General features: G+C 69.1%; 24 protein-coding genes. 12 read left to right on the top strand and 12 right to left on the bottom strand.

Features of this window, described 5'->3' with window-relative positions; genetic code table 11:
• Window positions 1-536: 536 nt before the first annotated feature.
• A complete protein-coding gene (locus tag CXP56_RS09265; protein ID WP_286900749.1) occupies window positions 537-1,274 on the bottom strand; it encodes an N-acetyltransferase in 738 nt (245 codons plus the stop codon).
• 129 nt (window positions 1,275-1,403) lie between these two features.
• Between CXP56_RS09265 and CXP56_RS09260 the strand changes: the two genes are divergently transcribed.
• Entirely contained in the window at window positions 1,404-2,186 is a 783-nt protein-coding gene (locus tag CXP56_RS09260) for a dioxygenase family protein (protein ID WP_286900747.1), read from the top strand.
• Here CXP56_RS09260 and CXP56_RS09255 read toward each other — a convergent pair.
• A complete protein-coding gene (locus CXP56_RS09255) occupies window positions 2,183-3,103 on the bottom strand; it encodes an SDR family oxidoreductase (protein ID WP_286900745.1) in 921 nt (306 codons plus the stop codon). The two genes, CXP56_RS09260 and CXP56_RS09255, sit on opposite strands and share 4 nt — an antisense overlap.
• A 152-nt stretch (window positions 3,104-3,255) precedes the next feature.
• Between CXP56_RS09255 and fbaA the strand changes: the two genes are divergently transcribed.
• Entirely contained in the window at window positions 3,256-4,287 is a 1,032-nt protein-coding gene (fbaA, locus tag CXP56_RS09250) for a class II fructose-bisphosphate aldolase (RefSeq protein WP_028847009.1), read from the top strand.
• Between the two features lie 808 nt (window positions 4,288-5,095).
• Window positions 5,096-5,506 carry a DUF3151 domain-containing protein gene (locus CXP56_RS09245; RefSeq protein WP_028847008.1) on the top strand — a complete coding sequence of 137 codons (411 nt, stop codon included), beginning with the start codon at window positions 5,096-5,098 and terminating at the stop codon, window positions 5,504-5,506.
• Window positions 5,507-5,685: 179 nt separating this feature from the next.
• Here CXP56_RS09245 and CXP56_RS09240 read toward each other — a convergent pair whose 3' ends face one another.
• Window positions 5,686-6,330 (bottom strand): HNH endonuclease family protein, encoded by a 645-nt coding sequence (locus CXP56_RS09240; protein ID WP_286900741.1) that lies wholly within the window; start codon window positions 6,328-6,330, stop codon window positions 5,686-5,688.
• A gap of 164 nt (window positions 6,331-6,494) precedes the next feature.
• Window positions 6,495-7,133, bottom strand: coding sequence for a hypothetical protein (locus CXP56_RS09235; RefSeq protein WP_502694569.1), 639 nt, complete (start codon window positions 7,131-7,133; stop codon window positions 6,495-6,497).
• Window positions 7,134-7,220: 87 nt separating this feature from the next.
• On the opposite strand from CXP56_RS09235, the gene CXP56_RS09230 reads away from it, so the two are divergent.
• Window positions 7,221-8,507, top strand: coding sequence for an adenylosuccinate synthase (locus CXP56_RS09230; RefSeq protein WP_028847005.1), 1,287 nt, complete (start codon window positions 7,221-7,223; stop codon window positions 8,505-8,507).
• 182 nt (window positions 8,508-8,689) lie between these two features.
• Here CXP56_RS09230 and CXP56_RS09225 read toward each other — a convergent pair whose 3' ends face one another.
• The 5 genes from CXP56_RS09225 to CXP56_RS09205 form a co-directional block, all read right to left on the bottom strand.
• A complete protein-coding gene (locus CXP56_RS09225) occupies window positions 8,690-8,992 on the bottom strand; it encodes a DUF1416 domain-containing protein (RefSeq protein ID WP_286900766.1) in 303 nt (100 codons plus the stop codon).
• A gap of 8 nt (window positions 8,993-9,000) precedes the next feature.
• Window positions 9,001-9,840 (bottom strand): sulfurtransferase, encoded by an 840-nt coding sequence (locus tag CXP56_RS09220; RefSeq protein ID WP_028847003.1) that lies wholly within the window; start codon window positions 9,838-9,840, stop codon window positions 9,001-9,003.
• Window positions 9,841-9,866: 26 nt separating this feature from the next.
• The gene (locus CXP56_RS09215; RefSeq protein WP_286900737.1) at window positions 9,867-10,307 is read right to left on the bottom strand and encodes a DUF4395 domain-containing protein; all 441 of its coding nucleotides are present in this window, start codon (window positions 10,305-10,307) and stop codon (window positions 9,867-9,869) included.
• Window positions 10,308-10,710: 403 nt separating this feature from the next.
• The gene (locus CXP56_RS09210; RefSeq protein WP_028847002.1) at window positions 10,711-11,121 is read right to left on the bottom strand and encodes a TlpA family protein disulfide reductase; all 411 of its coding nucleotides are present in this window, start codon (window positions 11,119-11,121) and stop codon (window positions 10,711-10,713) included.
• A gap of 12 nt (window positions 11,122-11,133) precedes the next feature.
• Entirely contained in the window at window positions 11,134-12,021 is an 888-nt protein-coding gene (locus tag CXP56_RS09205; protein WP_169725223.1) for an LmeA family phospholipid-binding protein, read from the bottom strand.
• Window positions 12,022-12,196: 175 nt separating this feature from the next.
• On the opposite strand from CXP56_RS09205, the gene CXP56_RS09200 reads away from it, so the two are divergent.
• From CXP56_RS09200 to pstB (CXP56_RS09170), 7 genes are all read left to right on the top strand, one after another.
• Window positions 12,197-12,946 (top strand): winged helix-turn-helix transcriptional regulator, encoded by a 750-nt coding sequence (locus CXP56_RS09200; RefSeq protein ID WP_038044669.1) that lies wholly within the window; start codon window positions 12,197-12,199, stop codon window positions 12,944-12,946.
• Window positions 12,947-13,049: 103 nt separating this feature from the next.
• Window positions 13,050-13,946, top strand: coding sequence for a mycothiol synthase (gene mshD, locus CXP56_RS09195; RefSeq protein WP_028847000.1), 897 nt, complete (start codon window positions 13,050-13,052; stop codon window positions 13,944-13,946).
• Window positions 13,947-14,095: 149 nt separating this feature from the next.
• The gene (locus tag CXP56_RS09190; protein ID WP_286900736.1) at window positions 14,096-15,040 is read left to right on the top strand and encodes a PstS family phosphate ABC transporter substrate-binding protein; all 945 of its coding nucleotides are present in this window, start codon (window positions 14,096-14,098) and stop codon (window positions 15,038-15,040) included.
• A 58-nt stretch (window positions 15,041-15,098) separates the two neighbouring features.
• Window positions 15,099-16,055: a phosphate ABC transporter permease subunit PstC gene (gene pstC, locus CXP56_RS09185; RefSeq protein ID WP_286900735.1), complete on the top strand. Its 957-nt coding sequence runs from the start codon at window positions 15,099-15,101 to the stop codon at window positions 16,053-16,055.
• A complete protein-coding gene (gene pstA / locus CXP56_RS09180; RefSeq protein WP_211227489.1) occupies window positions 16,055-16,993 on the top strand; it encodes a phosphate ABC transporter permease PstA in 939 nt (312 codons plus the stop codon). The genes pstC and pstA overlap by 1 nt, the downstream gene beginning before the upstream one ends.
• A 126-nt stretch (window positions 16,994-17,119) precedes the next feature.
• Entirely contained in the window at window positions 17,120-17,890 is a 771-nt protein-coding gene (gene pstB, locus CXP56_RS09175; protein WP_245566592.1) for a phosphate ABC transporter ATP-binding protein PstB, read from the top strand.
• A gap of 28 nt (window positions 17,891-17,918) precedes the next feature.
• Window positions 17,919-18,782: a phosphate ABC transporter ATP-binding protein PstB gene (pstB, locus tag CXP56_RS09170; RefSeq protein ID WP_038044668.1), complete on the top strand. Its 864-nt coding sequence runs from the start codon at window positions 17,919-17,921 to the stop codon at window positions 18,780-18,782.
• 7 nt (window positions 18,783-18,789) lie between these two features.
• Here pstB (CXP56_RS09170) and CXP56_RS09165 read toward each other — a convergent pair whose 3' ends face one another.
• Entirely contained in the window at window positions 18,790-19,410 is a 621-nt protein-coding gene (locus CXP56_RS09165; protein ID WP_286900732.1) for a hypothetical protein, read from the bottom strand.
• Here CXP56_RS09165 and CXP56_RS09160 point away from each other — a divergent pair.
• A complete protein-coding gene (locus CXP56_RS09160; protein WP_286900730.1) occupies window positions 19,409-19,981 on the top strand; it encodes a serine hydrolase in 573 nt (190 codons plus the stop codon). The two genes, CXP56_RS09165 and CXP56_RS09160, sit on opposite strands and share 2 nt — an antisense overlap.
• Before the next feature lie 162 nt (window positions 19,982-20,143).
• Here CXP56_RS09160 and phoU read toward each other — a convergent pair whose 3' ends face one another.
• Window positions 20,144-20,815, bottom strand: coding sequence for a phosphate signaling complex protein PhoU (gene phoU / locus CXP56_RS09155; RefSeq protein ID WP_028846993.1), 672 nt, complete (start codon window positions 20,813-20,815; stop codon window positions 20,144-20,146).
• Between the two features lie 156 nt (window positions 20,816-20,971).
• A partial coding sequence (locus tag CXP56_RS09150) for an LCP family protein (RefSeq protein WP_353744541.1) occupies window positions 20,972-22,514 on the bottom strand: 1,543 nt, incomplete at its 5' end.

Genomic DNA, 22,514 nt, shown 5'->3' with positions numbered 1-22,514 from the left:
CGCATCGGGGCATCGAAGCTAGCGAGACGGGATTTGCGGGCCGTCCGGCAACATCCACGCAGCCGAGTACCTGGCGGACCGCGCCGACGGCGCGCCGCGGGATCGGCCGCGCTGACGGGGTGCCGTGGGATGGGTCGTGCTGAGGGGGTGCCGGGGGATGGGCTGTACTGACGGGGTGCCGTGGGATAGGTCGTGCCGAGGGGGTGTCGCGGGATGGGTCGTGCTGACGGGGTGCCGCGGGATGGGCTGTGCTGAGGAGGTGCCGTGGGATCGGCCGCGCTGACGCGGTGCCACGGGATGTTGTCGTGCCGACGGGATGCCGTGGGATGGGCTGTGCTGAGGAGGTGCCCCGGGATCGGCCGTACCGACGGGTGCTGCGGGATGGACGTCGGCTCCCATTCACAGCTGACGGCCTGCTGGCAGCGCTGAAGCAGACGCTGCGAGATCGCCGACCTCGCCCGGTGGGTGACCAGCTCCGAAGAGCGGCGTTCGCGCGGATGCCAGCCGGAGCGGCCCGCAGGGCGCGCCGATGATCATCAGGTGATCCGGTGCAGAACCCACACGTTCGGTTCGACGTAGGTGGCATAGCCGTGGTCCGGTTCGCACAACACCGGGACGAGTGCCCCGGGCACGTGCACCGGACCCCGGTGGTCGAACGGCAAGCCGGTCCATGTACGCCATTGCGCCACCGTCCCGGAAATCTGCATGGACATCGGGGCGATGTTCACCACCGTGCCGCCTGCCCGCACGTGCACCCGTAGCCACGGGTCCTCCGGGAGCCCGTCGTCGCGGGTGCGCGCGACATAGCTGGTCATCGGTTCGTCCGGGCGCTGGTGTTTGCCGCTGGGACGGACCGGGGCGACGAGGGTGGTGAAGTCCAGAGCCGCGACGTTGCGTCGCATGGCCTCCAGCATGACTCCGGACAGCCCTTTGCCACGGTGGTCGGCCTGCACGCTGATCTCCAGTGCACACACCAGGTTCGGGTTGCTGCCGGAGAACCGGGTCTGCACGCTCTGCCGGATCGCCCAGTCCCAGCCGTCCTCGGGCAGCCCGGCCGCAGGATCACCGTCCCAGGCCAGCGGCACGCTGAACGAGCGGGCGATCGGCCGGTCACCGTCCAGCGCGAGCATCACGTACTCCGGATACAGCCGCACGCAGGTGTCGTAGTACAGGTCGGCGGTCCGATCCTGGTACATGAACTCCCCCCAGACGCCGGGGAAGTCCCACAGCCTGTCGGCGAGCTCGGGGCGCTGGGCCAGCGTGACCGTCTGCATGGGCCGAACGCTACCGAGATGCGGCCCACCGGCCGAGGGAATTCTCTTCGCCCGGGCGCCCCGGCAGCAGGACTCCCCGGCCGACCTGGCCCCAGGAATAGCTCCGTCGCCGAAAGGGTTCCCTACGGCATGAGCCAACCGATGCCGGTCCTCTACCTCAGCCACGGCGCACCGCCGCTGGCGGACGATCCCGTCTGGCCGGCCGAGCTGGCCGCCTGGTCCGCGCGGCTACCGAAGCCGCGAGCCGTTCTGGTGGTCTCGGCGCACTGGGAAGCCGCCCCGTTGACCATCGGGGCAACCTCCACCCGCCCCTTGGTGTACGACTTCTGGGGTTTTCCGCAGCGCTACTACGCCGTGCAATACCCGGCACCTGGCGCTCCGGAGCTGGCTGCCGAGGTACGCAGACTGCTCGCCGGCGCCGGTTATCCCACCGCGGACGCCCCGGACCGCGGGCTCGATCACGGCGCTTACGTGCCGCTGATGGAGATGTACCCGCAGGCGGACGTTCCGGTGCTGCAGATTTCCATGCCGTCGCTCGACCCGCGCGAGCTGTACGAGATCGGCCGCAGGCTGGCGCCGCTGCGGCATGCCGGCGTGCTGATCGTGGGCAGCGGCTTCTTCACCCACAACCTGCGCGAGATGAACCCGATGTCCGGCCCCGCCGACGCGCCCCCGCCGTCCTGGTCGGTCGAGTTCGACGACTGGGGCAACGAGGTGCTGTCCACCGGCGACGTCGACGCCTTGCTGGACTTCCACCACAAAGCGCCGGCCGCCGGCAGAGCCCACCCGCGCACCGAGCACTTCGCGCCGCTGTTCGTCAGCCTCGGCGCAGGCGAAGAGGCAGGCGTGGCGCGGACGGCGATCGAAGGTTTCTGGTACGGCCTGGCGAAACGGTCGGTGCAGCTCGGCTAGCCGGCCTGGTCGGACTTCTCCAGCGCCGCTCGCGCGCCCGGGCCGACCACCGCGGATTCCCGCGCACCCCTGGTGGCGATGTCCCGCATCGCTTCGGCATCGGCCTGGGCCACGCCGGTTCGCCCGCTGCCGATCTCGATCAACGGCGGCAGCAGCGAACGGATCAGCTTCATGGCACCCACCCAGCGCGGCACGTGGATGGTGCGTGCCCGGCGCAAGGTGCCGCGTTCGAGGTGGTCGAGGGCGACCTCGAGCGGATAGGTCTTGCCGAGGAAGCCGGGCATCCGCCCGCGCATCTTGCCGAAGACCGGGTGCCGGTCAGCGCTGGTGACCAGGTCGGTGCCGATCCAGGTGGGGTGCGCGACCCCCACCCGCACCCCCAGGTGCCGCAGCTCGGCACGCAGGCTGTTGCAGAACGCCTCGACGGCGGCCTTCGACGCCGCGTAGTTGGCCATCCCCGGGGCGTGCGCGATCGCGGCCAGCGACGAGATGGCCAGCAAGTAGCCCTTGCGCTCGATGACGTGCGGCATCGCGACGCGGAACGTCCGCCAGACGCCGAGCAGGTTCACCTCGATGACCTTCTCGAACGCCACCGGGTCGACGGACCGCACGAATCCGGTGCTGGCGATGCCGGCGTTGGCCACCACGACGTCGATGCCGCCCCACCGCTGCACGACCTCGGCAACGGCCTTCTCCAGGTCCTGCCAGCTGGTGACATCGGCCTCCCACCACGCCGCGTCCGGCCCGATGCGGCGGGCCACCGCGGCCAGTTCCTCCGGCTCCAGGCCGAGCAGCGCGACCTTGGCCCCGCGCGCCGCGAAGCGCTCGGCGAGCCCGGCGCCGATGCCCCTGGCGGCTCCCGTGATCAGCACGACCCTGTTCCTCAGCGACCTGGACGTGAACGGGTTGCCGGCCACGGCACCTCCTCGCAGCAGCTACCGGAGAGTAGGTCGAGCCGAGCCTAACAGGGGACTGCCCACAGGGGCAGACCGCTTGTGGTACGGGCCCGTGTCCCGTCCGTAGGATGGGCCCTGGACCAGGCTTGATACCGCGAGCACAAGGAGCGCCGATGCCCATCGCAACCCCGGAAACCTACGCCGCGATGCTGGACCGCGCGAAGGAAGGGGGATTCGCCTACCCGGCGATCAACGTGACGTCCTCGGAGACCCTGAACGCGGCTCTGCGTGGGTTCGCCGAGGCGGAGTCCGACGGCATCATCCAGATCTCCACCGGGGGCGCCGAGTTCGCTTCCGGCCAGAAGGTCAAGGACATGGTGACCGGCGCCGTCGCGATGGCCGAGTTCGCGCACGTGGTGGCCGAGAAGTACCCGGTCACCGTCGCACTGCACACCGACCACTGCCCGAAGGAGAAGCTGGACAAGTTCGTCCGCCCGCTGATCCAGATCTCCCAGGAGCGGGTCGACCGGGGCGAGAACCCCTTGTTCCAGTCGCACATGTGGGACGGCTCGGCGATCGACCTGGAGGAGAACCTGCAGATCGCCGCCGAGCTGCTGGAGCAGGCCAAGCGCGCGAAGATCATCCTCGAGGTGGAGATCGGTGTGGTCGGCGGCGAGGAGGACGGCATCTCGGCGGCGATCGACGAGAAGCTGTACACCTCGGAAGGCGACTTCGTCCGCACCGTGGAAATGCTCGGCGCGGGTGAGAAGGGCCGTTACCTGCTGGCGGCGACCTTCGGCAACGTGCACGGCGTGTACAAGCCGGGCAACGTGAAGCTGCGCCCCGAGGTGCTCAAGCGCGGCCAGGCGGTGGCCGCCCAGAAGCTGGGCCTGCCGGAGGGGTCGAAGCCGTTCCAGCTGGTCTTCCACGGCGGGTCCGGGTCGTCGCTGGAGGAGATCCACGAGGCGGTCTCCTACGGCGTGGTGAAGATGAACATCGACACCGACACCCAGTACGCGTTCAGCAGGCAGATCGCCGACCACTTCTTCAAGAACTACGACGGCGTGCTGAAGGTCGACGGCGAGGTCGGCAACAAGAAGGTGTACGACCCGCGGTCCTACCTCAAGGCCGCCGAGGCGGGCATGGCGGCGCGCGTCGTCCAGGCGGCCGAGCACCTGAAGTCCGCGGGCAAGAAGATGAGCTGATTCGCGTTCCGCTGGCAGCAGACCGGCCGGCCGGTGCCACGAGGCATCGCCGGCCGGTTTTGTGTGTGGGTGGGCGCGACGCGCTCGGTCTTGTCCGGATGGTGTGGGTGTGGGGCGTGCCTGGTCGGCGTGGCGGGGCGACTGGTTCTTGTGTGGCCGGGTTGTGGTGCGCATGGCGCTTGCGGCCGGTCTTCTTGTGTGAGGAGGTGAGTGCGCTCGTCTCGTCGGGTGGGCGTTGGTGGTCGGGTGCGGGCGCGTACGAGCCTTGCCTGGGGGCGACAGGCAGACGGGTGTGTGCGGTTTCGCCTGGCCGGTGCCGTGAGGGCATCGTTGGCCGGTCTTTTGTGTGTGGGTGGGCGCGACGCGCTCGGTCTTGTCCGGGTGGCGTGGGTGTGGGGGTTGCTTGGCTGGCGTGGCGGGGCGACTGGTTCTTGTGTGGCCGGGTTGTGGTGCGCATGGCGCTTGGGCCGGTTTTCTTGTGCAGCCCGACAGCCCGACACCCCGGCCGGTGCTCCCGTTGTCGGCCGGGCTTCGACCATTACCGGCAGCGCCGCATCCGGCGCAGGCACGTGGTCCGTTGCGCGCGATGGGCGGTTGGCCGGGTAGTGCTCGGCTGAGCAGCCACCGGCCGTTCAGCGCCTCGGCCGGCCCGTTCGCATCAGCCGAGCCGCCAGCTCCGCCCCGGCCGGTCATGATGGGCAGTGATGATGTCGAAACGTGCGATTGCTCTGGTCATGGTCGTGCTTCTGGTCGCCGCGGGCGGCAGTACGCTGCTCAGCCTGGTTCTCTGACCTGGCACCATGACGCCATGACCAACCTGCTCGAACCGGAGCCGATCCAGCTGCCCGGCAACCCGGCCGCCGAGGCCGCGCTCGACTCGGGCACCCCGGCCGCCGACGTCGCCGCCGAGCACCCGCAGTTCAGCGAGGCCTGGGCGCAACTGGCCGACGAAGCCCTGGCCGCGGGCCAGAACGTGACGGCGTACGCCTACGCCCGCACCGGCTACCACCGCGGTCTGGACCAGCTGCGGCGGGCCGGCTGGAAGGGGCACGGCCCGATCCCGTGGCAGCACCGGCCGAACCAGGGCTTCCTACGCTCGCTGGCGGCGCTGGCGCGAGCCGCCGAGCGGATCGGAGAGACCGACGAATACGAACGGTGCCTGCAGTTCCTGGCCGACTCCGACCCGGCGGCGGTGGAGGCCACCGGGCTGAAGAAGTAGCGCTGCCGCGGAGCGGCGCCGCCCGGCCGGAGTCCTCGCGCTCGTTCCCGGTCTCACGTGGCGATCCGGGCGTGCATGCAGCACCGTTCGAACAGCCGCACCGGGCCGCTCGGCCGGTGGTGGCCGGTGCGGCCTGCCGCGATCGGCTCGGTGACGCGTCCAGGGACCCGCTCTCCCGATCAGCACCGGTCGAGCATGTCGTTCAGCGCGGCTTTCTCGTTCGAAGACGTGGTGAGGTCGTACTTGTACTTCACCCCGATCCACATCCGCGCGTAGGTGCACCAGTAGCCCTGTGACGGTGGCTTCCAGTCCTCCGGGCCCTTGTCGCCCTTCGACTGGTTCACGTCGTCGGTGACGGCGATCAGCTGCGGGCTGTTCAGGTCGTTGGCGAATGCTTTCCGCTCGGCCTGGGTCCAGTGGGAAGCGCCGGTGCGCCACGCCTCCGCCAGCGGCACCATGTGGTCGATGTCGACGTCCGACGGGTCGGTCCAGGTGGCCCCGTCGAATGGGCTGTACCAGCTGCCGGAGATCGGATAGCAATCGTCGCCGACTTGCACATTGGTTCCGTCGCGTCGCAGGACGACCTCGCGCGTGTTGCACGAGTTGCCTTGGTTGCTCCAGTGCGGGAACTTGTCACGGTCGTAGCCGTCCTGCGAGCCGTCCGGCCGAACGGTCAGCTGGGAGAGCATCGAGGCGGCGGTGGCCGGATCCGGGATGTTGGGTGGCTCCGCGATCGCGGAACCGGATGACGTGGCCGCGACTCCGGTGGAGAGCAGCGCGGTCGAGCCGAGAACGGTCAGTGCGCGGCGAAACGTGAAGGACATGCCGGTTCCCTTCTGCCGTGGGCCAGACAGAGGGAACGTGACGCTTCGTGCCGGTGTGCGCTACCTGAAAGTGTGACGAATTCTCTTCTTGGTGATAACTACACCCGCTTGGCCGTGTACAGAACGCGCATATCGCCCGAAGTTCCGGCCCGACGATCGGCCGGTCACGGCCGGACGGCCAGCAAATCCTCGGTGTGCCGGTACACGGTCCAGCGGCGCAGTGGCCGGTCGCGACGGACCCCGTCGGTCACCGGGTGGACCGGCACCCGCCCGCCGTACTGGAAGGCCCGGCCGCGGAAGGTCGCCGTCTTGCGCAGCAACCGGCCGCGGGTCACCCGCACCGCGACACCCGCCGGGTCCGGCCGCACTTCGATACGACGGGCCGCACCCCGCAGCGCCAGCACGTCGTCGCAGTACGCCTCGCCGTCGACCGCTTCGACCAGGCCGCGTCCGAGCAGCACCCCGCCGGTGTCATCCCGCACCAGCGTCATCGGCCGTGGCTCACCGTAGGTGGCGATCCGAAGTGCCTCGGCCGGATCGTGCGGAAGGCCCCACAGCGCGGCGACCGCTGACTCCGCGCTTGCGGGCACGTATCCCACGGCTACCGAACTCAGGACTTCCCTGCGCAGCATGCGCACCACGACCGCGGCGAGATCCGCGTCGTCGCCGACGACGATGACCCGCTTGCTGCTCTGCAGGACCTCGTCCACGTGCTTCTTGCCGGGACGGGCGGGCACCCGGACGACGTCGGGGGCAGCAGGAGGGTCGGATAGGTCACCGCAAACCAACGTCGTGCCGCACACCAGGCCATCCTCCGATACCCTCGCACCGGCGGTTTCCCGCGCAAACCTGCGCCCGCAGGACGTTCACCGCAATACCAGGAGTGTCACATGCCGGCCATCGTGCTGATCGGTGCCCAGTGGGGCGACGAAGGCAAAGGGAAAGCCACCGATCTGCTGGGCGATCGCGTGCAGTGGGTCGTCCGCTACCAGGGCGGCAACAACGCTGGTCATACCGTGGTGTTGCCGGACGGGCAGAACTTCGCACTGCACCTGATCCCCTCCGGGATCCTCACCCCGGGCGTCACCAACGTCATCGGCAACGGCGTGGTGGTCGACCCGCGCGTGCTGCTGGACGAACTGGCCGGGCTGGAAGCCCGCGGGGTGAACACCGACAAGCTGCTGATCTCCGCGGACGCGCACCTGATCATGCCGTACCACGTGGCGATCGACAAAGTCACCGAGCGCTACCTGGGCTCGCGCAAGATCGGCACCACCGGTCGGGGCATCGGCCCGTGCTACCAGGACAAGGTGGCCAGGGTCGGGGTGCGGGTCCAGGACCTGCTGGACGAGAAGATCTTCCGGCAGAAGGTCGAGGCCGCGCTCGAGGTGAAGAACCAGATCCTGGTCAAGGTCTACAACCGGCGGGCGCTCGACCCGGACCAGGTGGCCGACGAGGTGCTGGCCATCGGGGAGCAGTTCGCGCACCGCATCGCCGACACCCGGCTGCAGCTGAACAAGGCGCTGGAGGCAGGGGAGACGGTGCTGCTGGAGGGGTCGCAGGGCACGCTGCTGGACGTCGACCACGGCACGTATCCGTTCGTCACCTCGTCCAACCCGACGGTGGGCGGCGCGTGCGCGGGCAGCGGCATCGGGCCCAGCAGGATCACCACGGTGCTGGGCATTCTCAAGGCCTACACCACGCGGGTCGGCTCCGGTCCGTTCCCCACCGAGCTGCACGACGAGATGGGCGCCCACCTGCGCAAGGCCGGTGGCGAGTTCGGTGTCACCACCGGGCGGGAGCGTCGCACCGGCTGGTTCGACGCGGTGATCGCGCGCTACGCCACCCGCGTCAACGGCATCACCGACTACTTCCTGACCAAGCTGGACGTGCTCTCCGGCTTGGAGAAGATCCCGGTCTGCGTGGCCTACGAGGTGGACGGCTTCCGCACCGAGGACATGCCGATGACGCAGACCGACGTGCACCACGCCGTGCCGGTCTACGAGGAGCTGCCCGGCTGGCAGGAGGACATCTCGGGCTGCCGGACGTTCGAGGAACTGCCGGCGAACGCGCAGCGCTACGTGGAGCGGATCGAGGAGCTGGCCATGGCCAGGGTGTCGGCCATCGGCGTGGGACCCGGCCGCGAGCAGACCATCGTCCGGCACGAGTTCGTCTGAGGACAGGGGCGGCTCCGGCCAGTTGCGCCGTACGCCGCCCGGAGCGGTGCGGCGGCCGCGAGGTGCGGCCTGCCGGGCGGCGGTCCAGGTACGACCGCTTGAGGCCTCGAAAAACGCGTTTCCCCGGTGCCGAACCGGCACCGGGGAAACATCCGGAAGGAAGAACGGGGCGTCAGGTGGTCTCAGACGGACACCGACACCCGGTACAACTTCGGCGCGTCGGTCTCCACTGCGGCCTCACCTGTTCCCTTGGCGTGCAACGCCCGCACCGTCCACTTGCCCGCCGCGGCGTAGAAGCGGAACTCGCCCTGCTCGGACGCCTGCACCTCACCGGCGAACTCGTCGTCGGCGTTGAGCAGCCGCACGTAGGCGTTCGGCAACGGTTGGCCGCCTGCGGTCACCGTGCCCGCGATGACCACCTGGCCGCGGGTGTCGAAGTCGTCCGGTGTGGCTTCCTGCGCCGGGGCGGCGCAGCCGCTGTCCACCTGCACGCTCACGAGTTGGCTCCCGTCTCGATCGGCACACCGACCAGCGAGCCGTACTCGGTCCACGAGCCGTCGTAGTTCTTGACGTCCTGCAGGCCGAGCAGCTCGTGCAGCGCGAACCAGGTGTGGCTGGAGCGCTCACCGATGCGGCAGTAGGCGATGGTCGGCTTGTTCAGGTCCAGGCCCGCCTCGGTGTAGATCTGCTTCAGCTCCTCGTTCGACTTGAACGTGCCGTCCTCGTTGGCCGCCTTGGCCCACGGCACGTTCACCGCGGACGGGACGTGACCGGGACGCTGGGCCGACTCCTGCGGCAGGTGGGCAGGCGCCAGCAGCTTGCCGGCGAACTCGTCCGGCGAGCGCACGTCGACGATGTTCTTCTGGTTGATCGCCTCGACGACCTCGTCCCGGAAGGCCCGCAGCGACAGGTCCTGCTCTTTGGCCACGTAGCTGGTCTGCGGCCGCTGCGGCACCTCGGTGACCAGCTCGCGACCCTCCAGCTCCCACTTCTTGCGGCCGCCGTCGAGCAGCTTCAGCTTCTCGTGGCCGTACAGCTTGAAGTACCAGTAGGCGTAGGCGGCGAACCAGTTGTTGTTGCCGCCGTAGAGCACGACCGTGTCGTCGTTGGCGATGCCCTTCTCGCTCAGCAGCTTCTCGAAGCCCGCCTTGTCCACGAAGTCACGGCGGACCGGGTCCTGCAGCTCGTTCTTCCAGTCGATCTTGACGGCGTTGCGGATGTGTCCCTTGTCGTAAGCGGAGGTGTCCTCGTCGACTTCGACGAACACGATGCCGGGCGTGTCCAGGTTCTCCTCCGCCCACGCGGTGGACACCAGGACGTCTTCGCGGCTCATAACTGCTCCCTTTCCCAGGCTGCGAATCAGGTGGTTTGCGTGCCGGCCGGCCGGCCGAGGCGCTTGATCAGCAGGTAGGCCTCGCAACCGAGGCAGAAATTGAATGCCACGTTGAGAAAGGCCGCCAGCAGCGCGGCAGCCGTGGCAACGATCCCCAGCGTGGTCAACCCGGAGGCGTAGCCGATCACCCCGGTCACGGCGAAGACGAACCCGACCGCTTGCGCGAACCGCGGCGGGGCCTCGTCCTCTCGTTCTGTGGCAGGACCGAGGCGCGGCTGCACCGCGACCCGGTACAGCGCCCCATACGGCGAGAACCGGAGGCCGAACAACGCGCCCGCGGCGAACACCACCGCTTGCGCGGCCAGCAACGGCCACCAGCTGGTGATCAACACGACGGCGAGCACCACGGTGGTGATCCCGGCGGCGAATCGCGGGCCGCGGGGATCGATCTGCTGGCTGGTGGACATGCCCCGACGCTACGGCGTTTTCCCTGGTTATGGGAGCGGTGTCCACCATGTGGACGCCCGGCCGCGGCGGGTCGGCCGAATGGCGGGCGGGTGGTCACGTGGTGAGGGGTCGTCGGTCTCCGGCATGCAGGGTGATGCAGTGGGCTGGGGTGACGGGAGGGGGCGTCGTGCGGTGTGCGGGCTCTGGGTCTCCGGCAGCTGGTCGTGCGGTGGGTCGGTTGTGTCGTGGGGTTGGGGCTGCCGGGTGGGGTTGTCGTGTGGTGTGTGGGTTGTCGGTGTCTGGCAGCTGGTCGTGCGGTGGGTCGGTTGTGTCGTGGGGTTGGGGCTGCCGGGCGGGGCTGTCGTGTGGTGTGCGGGCTCTCGGTCTCCGGCAGCCGGGTCCTGCAGTCGGTCGTGCAATGGATCAGGCTGCCAGGTGCGGCCGTAGGGCGGCGAGCAGGCTGTCGGTCTCCGGCAGGCCGGAAACCCGCACGATCTCCGTGCCGGATGCGGTGTAGGCGATGGTGGTCGGGGTACGCAGCACGCCGAGCGCGTGGGCGACCTCCGGCTGGTTGGTGACGTCGATGTCGACGTGGCGCAGCCCTTCCTGCCGCTCGGCCAGTGCGCTCAGCCGCGCCCGGGTGTGCCGACACGGCGCGCAGAACGTCGTGGAGATCTGCACCAGCGTCACACCGGGCCCCAGTGATTCCGCCACCGGGGCCGGAAGTCCCGCTCGCTGCTTCCCGCTGCGCACCTTGCCCTCACGGCCACGGAGGACGAGCCCGATCACCAGGCCGGCGGCGAACACCGCGGCGGTCACCACCAGGCCCGTCATCCGTCCTCCCGGCTATCCGTGGAACGGCACCCCCTGGTCGAAGCGCACGTCCTTGGCCTTGCCCTGCACCAGCAGCGCACCGTTCTCCACCGCCACGCCGCCCGGCTGCACGCCGAACGGCAGGCTGCCCGGCTGGATGGTCCGGTCGAACCGGGGCAGGAACGCCTCCCGCACCTGATCGGGCACCGTGATGACCTCGCTGCCCTGCTGGAACTCCAGCCGCTTCGGGATGATGCGCACCGCCTTGCTGCTCAACTCGATGATGCCCAACACCACGATCTGCGTCTCACGACCTGAGATCTGTGTGGTGGCGGCCAGCCGCACCCCGGCCTGCGGCGGGAACTCGTCCATCGCGTCGCGCTGCTCGTCGAGCTCGTCGATGCTGACCTTGTCCTCCTCGTCGCCGGTCTCCACGTAGCGCAGCGCGGCCGGTTCGATGGTCAAGTCGGGCAGCCGGGTGAGCCGGCCGATGTCCGCCTGCCTGATCTTGGCCACCACTTCCAGGTCGCCGACCACCATGGAGTCGGTCCGGCCGTCGATCAAATCGGAAAGCGGCGCGGTGACCTCGCGCAGCTCGGCCAGCAGCGTCAGATCGCGCAGCGTGTTGCGCACGGCGATTCCCTGCGCCTCGACGGTGATGCGATCGTATTCGCCCGTCAGCGCCTGGGTGGTGAACGGAAAACCGTGCACGTTCACCGCGGGATCGTCGCGCAAACCGAATTTTTCTCGCGCTTTCTGCGACACGGTGTGCTCGGCGAACGCGGCGAGACCGAAGTCGGCCGCCACCAGCAGCCCGAACACGACCAGCAGCGTGACCAGCAGAACCCGGCCACGACGACGGGGTTTGCGCCCTCGCCGGGGCTGGCCGGTGCGCGCAGCGCGTCGGTCTCGGTCGGTCACCCTTGCTCCAATCCCGCCGTGTTAACGGCATGTGACAAGCGCGTTTTTCCCAGGTAAGCAACTGTGATGCCGACGTCAGGGGGCTGATCTGGCATCATTCAGCGGTTATTCTCAGGTATCAGCCGAATCCAGCTCGGCGCGTTCGGTCCGGCACGACATGAGGCGGTGCGAGGCGATGAGCCTGAACCTGCTCCTGCTCACCAACGAGTCCTCGGTGAATTCGGTCCTGCCTGCTCTTGGCCTGCTTCCCCACACGGTCCGGGTTCGCACGCCCGAGGTTACCGCTTTGCTCGACGGCGGTCACCGGGACGTGATCTTGGTGGACGCGCGGCACGACCTGGCGTCGGCCAAGAGCCTGTGCCGCCTGCTGGCCAGGGCGACCGAGGACGACACCGTGCCGGTCATCGCCGTGGTCGGCGAGGGCGGCCTGGTGGCGGTGAACGGCGAGTGGCGGGTGGACGACGTCATCCTGCCGTCGTCCGGCCCGGCCGAGGTGGACGCCCGGCTGCGGCTGGCCACCACGCGGGAGGGCGTGACCACGCAGCCGGAGTCCGAGCTGCGGGTCGGGGACCTGGTGATCGACGAGGCCACCTACACCGCCCGGTTGCGCAAGCGCACGCTCGAGCTGACCTACAAGGAGTTCGAGCTGCTCAAGTTCCTCGCCCAGCACGCGGGCCGGGTGTTCACCCGCGCTCAGCTGCTGCAGGAGGTCTGGGGCTACGACTTCTTCGGCGGCACCCGCACGGTGGACGTGCACGTACGGCGGCTGCGCGCCAAGCTGGGCCCCGAGTACGAGCAGATGATCGGCACCGTGCGCAACGTCGGCTACAAGTTCGAGCGCCCGGCCAAGGCGTCGGAGTCGCAGGACATGGCGCCCGAGCGGGAGGACGCGCTGGACCGGGAGCTGCGCGAGCTGACCCGATGACCGCGCCGGCGGAGGTCCGGCAGCAGGGCAAGCCCCGGTAGCTGCGCGGGACCAGGCGCGCGAGCCGCCGCGTCGGCGCCGATCTTCGGCTACCGTCGGCCGCGTGAACATTCGCTGGGTCGACGACCTCTCCCAGGACGAGGCGGCCGTGCGTGCCCTTCTGCAGGCCGCAGGCGGCGTGGACGGATGGCCGCAGCTGCCGCCGGGAGCCCCGCTGCCGTCCGAGCTCGCCAAGGGGCCCTACTTGCTGGGCCAGGACGACGGTCTGCTGGTCGCCGTAGGGCAGCTGAACGAAGCCGGTGACGCGTTCGGCAGGCAGGTCGCCGAGCTGATCGTGCACCCCGGCCACCGCGGCCGCGGGCACGGCGGCGCCATGCTGGACCACATCCTGGCCAGGGCGGCGACAACGCTTCGGGTGTGGTCGCACACCGACCACCCGGCCGCCGCAGCGCTGGCGCGCAGGCACGGGTTCGCCCGGGTACGTGAGCTGCTGCGCATGGGCATGCCACTGTCCGAGGACCTGCCGTCTGTTCAGTTGCCTGAGGGCGTCACGCTGCGCACGTTCCGGCCCGGGATCGACGAACGACCGCTGGTCGAGGTCAATGCGCGGGCGTTCTCCTGGCATCCGGAGCAAAGCCAGCTGTCCGTGGCGGACGTGGCAGCGGCCGAGCGCGAGGAGTGGTTCGACCCCGAGGGCCTGTTCGTCGTCGAACGTGACCAACGTCTCGTCGGATTCCACTGGACCAAGGTGCATCCGGCCGCGGACGGCGAAGACCCGGTCGGCGAGGTGTACGTGGTCGGTGTCGACCCGGACGCGCACGGCGGCGGCCTCGGCCGCAACCTCACCATCGCCGGCCTGCACTACCTGCGGAAACGCGGTCTGAAACGGGTGATCCTCTACGTGGAGGGGGACAACGCCCCGGCATTGGCCGTGTATCGCAAGCTCGGGTTCACCGTGGAATCGACCGCCGTGCAGTACGAGCGCACCGTGACGACCTGACCGCGGGGAGTGGCACGCGACAGGGTGATTCGCCCGCTTTCGGCGAAACGTCGGTGCGTTCGTCATCACACCTTCAGGTGGTGTCACCTTCCGTTCACCTTCGGCTTCTACCGTCGGGCTCGGTCAGGCCACATGGTGGCTTGAGCCGAGTGTCGACCGAGGAGTCGGGGGTTATGCGCTACGGGTGGGTGACGGCCGCCGCCGCGGTGGCCGTGGCATCGCTCGCGGTCACGGCCTGCGGGCCGGCAGGCCAGGGCGGCGGGCTGTCCATCAAGGTCGACGGCTCCAGCACCGTCGGCCCGCTGACCCAGGCGGCCGCCGAGCTGTTCAGCGACCGGAATCCCGATCTGCGCGTCGGCGTCGCCACCTCCGGCACCGGTGGCGGGTTCGAGAAGTTCTGCAACGGCGAGATCGACATCGCCGACGCGTCCCGCAAGATCACCGCCGAGGAAGCGGAGATGTGCCGTGCGGGTGGCGTCAGCTACTACGAGCTGCAGGTGGCCAACGACGCCATCACCGTGCTGGTGCACCGGGAGAATCCGGTGAACTGCCTCACCGTGGACCAGCTCCGCCAGATCTGGGCTCCTGGCTCCCAGGTGAACAACTGGAACCAGATCGACGGCATCGACTACGACGCCGAGCTGACGCTGTATGGCCCTGGCACCGACTCCGGCACGTTCGAGTTCTTCGCCGAGGAGATCAACGGCGACAAGGAGGAGCAGCGCGCCGACTACCAGGACATCGGCGAGGACGACAACACCGGTATCGCGGGCGTCATGGAAGACGAAGGCGCGATGTTCTACGTCGGCTTCGAGTACTACGACGCCAACAAGGACAGGGTGAAGGCGCTGCAGATCGACGCCGGCGACGGCTGCGTCGCGCCGACGCCGGAAGCCGTGCAGAGCGGCGAGTACCAGCCGCTGAGTCGCCCGCTGTACATCTACCCGTCGCGCGAATCGATGCAAAAGAAGCACGTCAAGGCGTTCGTCGACTACTTTGTCGACAACTCCGCGGAAATCGCCAGGCTGGCCGGCTACATCCCGATGACCGACGAGCAGGCCGCGAAGACCGAGCAGGCGCTGAGCGACCGATGACGCTGACGAACCCGACGACACCGAACAAGGCAAGGATCCCGAGCACAGTGGTAAGCGCATGCCCACACGTGTGAACCAGGCAGGCGGCGAGGTCGCCCGGCCCTCGCTGAAGGCCACCAGCCCGCGCTACGGCGAGAAGCTGATCAAGGCCTTCCTGTTCCTGTGCGCCGGGCTGTCGGTGCTGGTCACCACGGCCATCGTGATCTCGCTGCTGGTGCCGACCGTCGACTTCTTCTCCGAGGTGTCGCTCACCGAGTTCCTGTTCGGCACCGAGTGGCAGCCCGGGCGCGGCACGCAGACCAGCTACGGCGTGTTGCCGATCGTGGTCGGCACGCTGAACATCACGGTGATCGCGCTGATCGTGGCCATTCCGGTCGGCTTGCTGTCGGCGTTCTATCTCTCCGAGTACGCCAATCCGCGGCTGCGCCGGATCGTCAAGCCGGTGCTCGAGGTGCTGGCGGGCATCCCGACGGTGGCCATCGGCCTGTTCGCGCTGTACTTCATGAAGCCGTTCTTCGCCGATCTGCTGCCGTGGGTGGACCTGGACGGGTTGTTCTCCCAGGGGGTGGCCGGGGTCGCGGTCGGCGTGATGATCGTGCCGCTGGTCGCCTCGGTGGCCGAGGACGCCATGCGCGCGGTCCCGCCGGGCCTGCGGGAGGGCGCGTTCGCGCTGGGCGCGACCAAGCTACGGGTGACGCTGAAGGTCGTGTTCCCCGCCGCGATCTCCGGCATCGTGGCCGCGTGCGTGCTGGCCGCGTCGCGGGCGATCGGCGAGACGATGGTGGTGCTCATCGCCGCGGGCGCCAGCCCGAAACTGGTCGGCCCGTGGGAGTTCGGCGAGTCGGTGCTGACCATGACCGCCTACATCGGCCGCACCGCCACCGGCGACATCGCCACCGGGACCATCACCTACAAGACCATCTTCGCCGTCGGCACGTTGCTGTTCTTCATGACGCTGATCATGAACCTCATCTCGATCCGCCTGGTCCGCCGCTTCCGTGAGGTGTACGAGTGATGGCCGACCGGTACCAGGGACCGCGACGGGCCCGGCTGGCCACCGCAGGGGCGCGGGCCGCCGTCGAGTCGGTGTTCGGCGAGCAGCCGCGCGGCGACCGGATCAGCGGGATGGTCTTCCGCGCGCTCATGCTGCTGGCGCTGGCGACCGCGCTGGTCATGCTGACCAGCCTGATCATCTACTCCGCGTGGCGGGGCTGGGGGCGGCTGGACCTGGACATGATCACCGAGAAGCCGTCCCGGATCCGGCCGGAGCAGGCCGGCTACGGGCCGGCGCTGGTGGGCAGCATCTACATGATCGTCGGGGTGATCGTCCTGGTCGTCCCCGTCGGTGTCGGCGCGGCCGTCTACCTGGAGGAGTACGCCAAGAAGGATCGCTGGTACAACCGGCTGATCGAGCTGAACATCCAGAACCTGGCGGGCGTGCCGTCGATCGTGTTCGGCATCCTCGGCCTGGCGTTCATCGCCCGCGGGCCGATCGGGCTCGGCCTGGTGGTCGCCACCGGTTCCATCACGCTGGCGCTGCTGGTGCTGCCGACCGTGATCATCGCGGCCAGGGAGGCCATCCGCGCCGTGCCGTCGTCCATCCGGGAAGGGTCGCTGGCGCTGGGCGCCACCCAGTGGCAGACGATCAGCAGGCAGGTGCTGCCTGCCGCCGCGCCCGGCATCCTGACCGGCGTGATCCTGGCCGTCGCCAGGGCGATGGGGGAAGCGGCGCCGCTGCTGCTGGTCGGCGCGGCGGGCTTCACCCCGTTCTTGCCGGTGCTGTTCGACGGCCAGTACTCGGCGCTGCCGGTGCAGATCTACCGCAACGCGGTCGAGCCGAGGGAGGAGTTCCAGACGCTGGCGTTCGCGGGCGTGATCCTGATGCTCGCGGTGCTGCTGGCGATGAACTCGTTCGCCGTCTGGCTGCGCAACCGCTACGAGCGACGCTGGTAGGAGCCTATGCGAGGAGAGCGACCGCAGGTGACCACGAACAGCCCCGACGCCCCGGCGGGTGGCCGCACCAGCGTCGAGGCCGCGCTCAAGCCGGCCTCCGGTGCCCAGCGTGCCGCCAGGGAGACGGTGTTCGAGCTGCGCAACGTGTCCGTCTTCTACGGCCGGCAGAAGGCCGTGAACGACGTCAGCATGGACATCTACCGCAACACCATCACCGCCCTCATCGGCCCGTCCGGCTGCGGCAAGTCGACGCTGCTGCGCAGCCTGAACCGGATGAACGACCTGATCCCCGGCGCCAGGGTGGAAGGCAAGGTGCTCTACCAGGGCGCGGACGTCTACAGCCCGCAGGTCAACCCGGTGCAGGTGCGCAAGAAGATCGGCATGGTCTTCCAGCGGCCCAACCCGTTCCCCAAGTCGATCTACGACAACGTCGCTTTCGGCCCGCGCACCGTCGGCATGAAAGGCGACATGGACGAGATCGTCGAACGGGCGCTGCGCGGGGCCGCGCTGTGGGACGACGTGAAGGACCGGCTGAAGGACAACGCCTACGGCATGTCCGGCGGTCAGCAGCAGCGGCTGTGCATCGCGCGGGCCATCGCCACCGAGCCGGACGTGATCCTGATGGACGAGCCGTGCTCGGCGCTCGACCCGGTGTCCACCGGCCGCATCGAGGACCTGATGCTGCAGCTGAAGGAGCGCTTCACCATCGTGGTGGTCACCCACAACATGCAGCAGGCCGCCCGGGTGTCGGACATGACGGCGTTCCTGATGGTGCAGGTGGGTGCGGACGAGCACAGCCGCTGGGGCGAGCTGGTGGAGTACGACGAGACCAACAAGATCTTCACCAACCCGTCCGACGAGCGCACCGACAACTACATCTCCGGCCGGATCGGCTGAAGACGTGCAGTCAGTGAGGAGTCGCAGCATGGCAGCGCAAGGCCGCAACCCGGCACGCGGGCTGGACCTGGAGACGGCGTCGGCCAACGACCTGAGCCTGCCCGGCCGGGGCAGCCCGGTGCTCAGCTGCAAGGACGTCAGCGTCTACTACGGGAAGTTCCGCGCGGTCAGCGACGTCAACCTGACCATCGGGGCGAACGAGATCACCGCGATGATCGGCCCGTCCGGCTGCGGCAAGTCGACCGTGCTGCGCAGCCTGAACCGGATGAACGACCTGGTGCCCGGCGCCAGGGTGGAAGGGCTGATCGGCTACCACGGCGTCGATCTGTACGGCAAGGACGTCGACGTCATCGAGGTCCGGCGGCGCATCGGCATGGTGTTCCAGAAACCGAACCCGTTCCCGGCGTCGATCTACAACAACATCGCCTACGGGCCACGGGTCACCGGCATGAAGGTCGACGACATGGACGACCTGGTGGAGCAGGCGCTCACCCGCGCGGCACTGTGGGACGAGGTGAAGAACAAGCTGCACAAGTCGGCGTTCGCGCTCTCCGGCGGCCAGCAGCAGCGGTTGTGCATCGCGCGCGCTCTCGCCACGAATCCCGAGGTCATCCTGATGGACGAGCCGTGCTCGGCGCTCGACCCGATCGCCACCCAGAAGATCGAGGACTTGATGCTGGACCTGGCGCGCGAGTACACCATCGTGATCGTCACGCACAACATGCAGCAGGCGGCCCGGGTCTCCCAGCGGACGGCGTTCTTCACCACGGTGGTGGACGAGCAGACCGGCGAGCGCACTGGCCGGCTGGTGGAGTTCGACGCGACGGAGAAGATCTTCAGCACACCGTCGGACGAACGGACCGAGGCCTACATCACTGGGCGCTTCGGCTGAGCGCGCGTCACTGGTGATCGTCGCGGCGGGACGCGGAGATCACGAACGGCACCGACAGCACGCCCCAGAAGACCGCCCAGCCCACCCGGCTCGGGCGTTCGATGATGCAGGACCTGTCTTCGATCTGCTCGTTGCTGGATCGCTCCACGTCCACCCACAGGGGCGAGCCGCACTCCGCCCCGAGGCTCGATTCGTCCGGGCCGAGCAACAGCATCATGCTCACCCCGACGCAGGTGGCCGCGGCGACGTGCTGCCACGGCACCCACGATCCACGGACCTGCCTGATGCCGAGCCAAAACGGCAACAGCGCGACAGCCGCGAACGCCATCCCGCGCTCGGTCTCCACGGTGCGCTCCCGCGCACACCGCCGCTCACCGTACTCGCTGGCCTCGATCCGTTCGGAGCCGCTGGCGCCGAGCCGGTGGGCGGTCGAACCGAACGCCGCCCCGCCGCACTCGTACACGGTTTCGCCCCCGTTGTTGGTGACGTGCACCGGAATCACGAAGAGCCGGAAGATCGCCACGCCGAGCAGCACGACGGCCACCCACCACAGCGGAGCCCACACGACCCGTCGTCCGAACACCCGGTACGTGTACCGGCCTTCGCCACGCTCGAACACCTTCGCCATGCGCAGCTCCTCTCTGTTTGCGAATGGACGGAAGGTACTCAATCGCCGGTTCCGGTGTCGCCGCGGCTACCGGCCGGTGGCCGCGTGCGGCTGGCTCGAGCGCCTGCGTTACGAACGGTTCGTCGACGATCTGACCGCGGAGAATCCGCAGGACGGAGACCCGATCGACGTCACGGCGTCGAACCCGTCCTGGGGGGACGCTGCGGGCGAGATGATCAGCACCACCGCGGACAGCAACAAGTTCCTGCGGGCCCTGGTCAGCGGCAAGGTCCTGCGGCCACGGGAGCTGGCCGAGATGACCAGGACGGTCCGGGCCGAGCCGCTCGACGCCGCCTGGCTCGGTGCCCGCTACGGCCTCGGCCTGGTGTGGATCCCGAACTCGTGCGGTGGGTCCTGGGCGCACGGCGGGGACATCCCGGGTTTCATGACCCGCAACGGCGTCAGCCCCGATGGCAGGCGCAGCGTGACGGTGTCGATCAACACCGACTCGTTGGTGCCGGCGCCGGACGCGCCGGAGGTCGCCGGGGACGTGACCGCGGACCTGATCGAGCACGCCCTGTGCGGCTCCTGAACATCCCGGAAGTAGCGGGTTTCCTCCGATTGCACAGCACGCCGGGACACCTCGGGTGACGAGACGGACAAGCCACCGAACAGCGCCACCAGGCGGTTCGGTGGCTTGCCCACTGTCGTGCTCGGCCGCCCGCCTGAGGAGGGCAGCCGGTGGTCGGCCGAGCTACAGGTCGGCGTCGGCGTCGGTGTTGTAGCCGGGCATCTTGCCGGTGACGATGAAGATCACCCGCTTGGCCACCGACACCGCATGGTCGGCGAACCGCTCGTAGAAGCGGCCCAGCAGGGTGGTGTCCACCGCCGCGGCCACCCCGTACTCCCAGTCCTTGTCCATGATCACCGAGAACAGGTGGCGGTGGATGTCGTCCACCTTGTCGTCGATGCGCTCGAGCTCCTGCGCCTTGGAGACGTCGCGCTCCCGGATCACCTGCTCGGCCAGCCGCCCCAGCTGCACCGCCACCTCGCCCATCTCGGCGAAGTAGTGCTCGACCGGCTTGGGCACCACGTGGTCGGGGTGCCTGCGGCGCGCCGCACGGGCCACGTGCAGGGCCAGGTCACCCATGCGCTCCAGGCTCTCCGCGGCGTGGATGGTGGCCAGCACGGTGCGCAGGTCGGTGGCGACCGGGGCTTGCAGGGCGATCAGCTGGTAGGCGTGCTCCTCGCACGCCGCGCGTGCGTCGTCGATCTTCTGGTCGTCGCTGATCACCTGCTCGGCCAGGGTCAAGTCCGCATCGAGCAGCGCCCTGGTGGCCCGTTCCATGGCCGTGGCCGCCATGGCGGACATGTCGGCCAGCCGCTCGGCGAGCCGGTCCAGCTCGACGTGGTATGCCTCGCGCATTCTCAACTCCTTCGGTGCCGGCGGCCAGGTCGTTCCGGCATGACGCCACTCTACGTTCGCGTCCGGTGGCATGCCGTAGCGTGGAGGTGAACCAGGGGTGAATCGCGGACGAAAGGATCGCGTCCCGCTTCGTCAGGGGTGACCTGCGCGGCCGGACTACTGGCCTTCGGGTGATGTTCCGCCCTGGTCGGTGGACGAGTCGTCGCCTGAGGTGTCGTGCGACGCGTCCTCGCCGGTGTCGACCCCGGGTATCGGTTCGTTGTGGATGATAGCCGAGAACAATTCCTGGGCTCGGTCCTCGAGCAGCACCTCGTTGCCCCGTTCGTTGGCGTAACCGGTGGTGGGCACGGTGAGGAAGACGACCGAGTCGGTGTCCAGGCCCTTCAGCGACTGGGCCAGTTCCAGCAGCTGGTCGACGCCGATGTTGTCGCCGAACGTGGCGTCGGCGAACGCGTTGACGAACGACGTGAGCTTGTCCGGGTCCAGCAGCACGTCGCGGGACATGGTCTTGGTCAGCAGCGCGGCGATGAACTGCTGCTGCCGTTTGATCCGGCCGTAGTCCGACGTCGGGTCGCCTTCGACGTGCCGGGCCCGCACGAAGCTGAGCGCCTGGTCCCCGGTCAGCGTGACCAGGCCCGGCTTGTCCACCACCGTGCCGAGGATCGAGTCGACGATCGGCGTGTCGACCTTCACCTGCACGCCCCCGACCGCGTCCACCATCTCCTTGAACCCGGCGAAGTCGATGCCGACGAACCTGGTCATCCGCATGCCGGTCATCTTCTGCACCCACTTGATGACGCACCGCGGCCCGCCCTCCGCGTAGGCGGTGTTCAGCTTGACCTGCGGCGTCTCGGGGACGACCTCGTCGCTGTACTCCCCGGTCTTGTAGTTCCACCGGTGGCACTCGGGGCGGGTGATCTCCAGGTCGCGGGGAAAGGACACCAAGACCGCGCGATCGCGTTCCTTGGGCAGGTGGGCGATCATTATCGTGTCCGAGCGGGCGCCTTTGACCGTCTCCTCGGTGCCGATGCCTGCGCCCTTCGGGGCGCCGACCCGGCTGTCCGAGCCGAGGATGAGGAAGTTCTCGTCGCCGACCTGCGCCGCCTTGTTCTTGATGTCCTTCGATTCCTGATCGAGCGCGGAGACCTCGGTGAACTTGGAGTCGTACCACGTCTTCATGCCCCACGCGGCGCCTGCGGCGAGGAAGATCAGCACGGCCAGTGTGGCGGCCGCGGCCTTGCCTGCCAGCAGCAGCCTGCGGTCCTTGCGTTCGCGTTTCTCCTGCAGCCGGGTGCTCGGCGCCGGCTCGTCGGGTTTCTGGGGTGGTTCGCCGTCCTCGGTGACCTTGGGGATGACCACCGTCGGCTCGTTGCGCCACGACCGCTGGACGACCGTGCTCTGTGCGGAGGTGAGTTTCGGGGGGCGCGGGCGTGGCGGGGGCGGCGCGGGCAGCCGCGGGCGTGGCTGCTGCGGCTCGTCCTCCGGTTTGCGGATGTGCGCCGCCAGGATGTGCGTCTTGACCTCGCGGTCGGCAGGGGCGCCGTTCCGGTCGGCCGGGTCCTGGCCGTGGTCGCCGGGCCGCGGGCTGCCGTCTCGGCCGGCAGGGGCCGGGCGGGAGTGGCCGGGCTGAGCGGACCGGTTGCGGTCGCCCGGTGCGTGGCGGCGCTCCCGGTCCGCGACGAACGGACCGCGGAGCCGG

This window comes from Thermocrispum sp. (genome assembly GCF_002919275.1).
Lineage (GTDB): Bacteria > Actinomycetota > Actinomycetes > Mycobacteriales > Pseudonocardiaceae > Thermocrispum > Thermocrispum agreste.
Note: the sequence above shows the minus strand (reverse complement) of the source record. Positions and strands in the feature narration are given on the sequence as shown.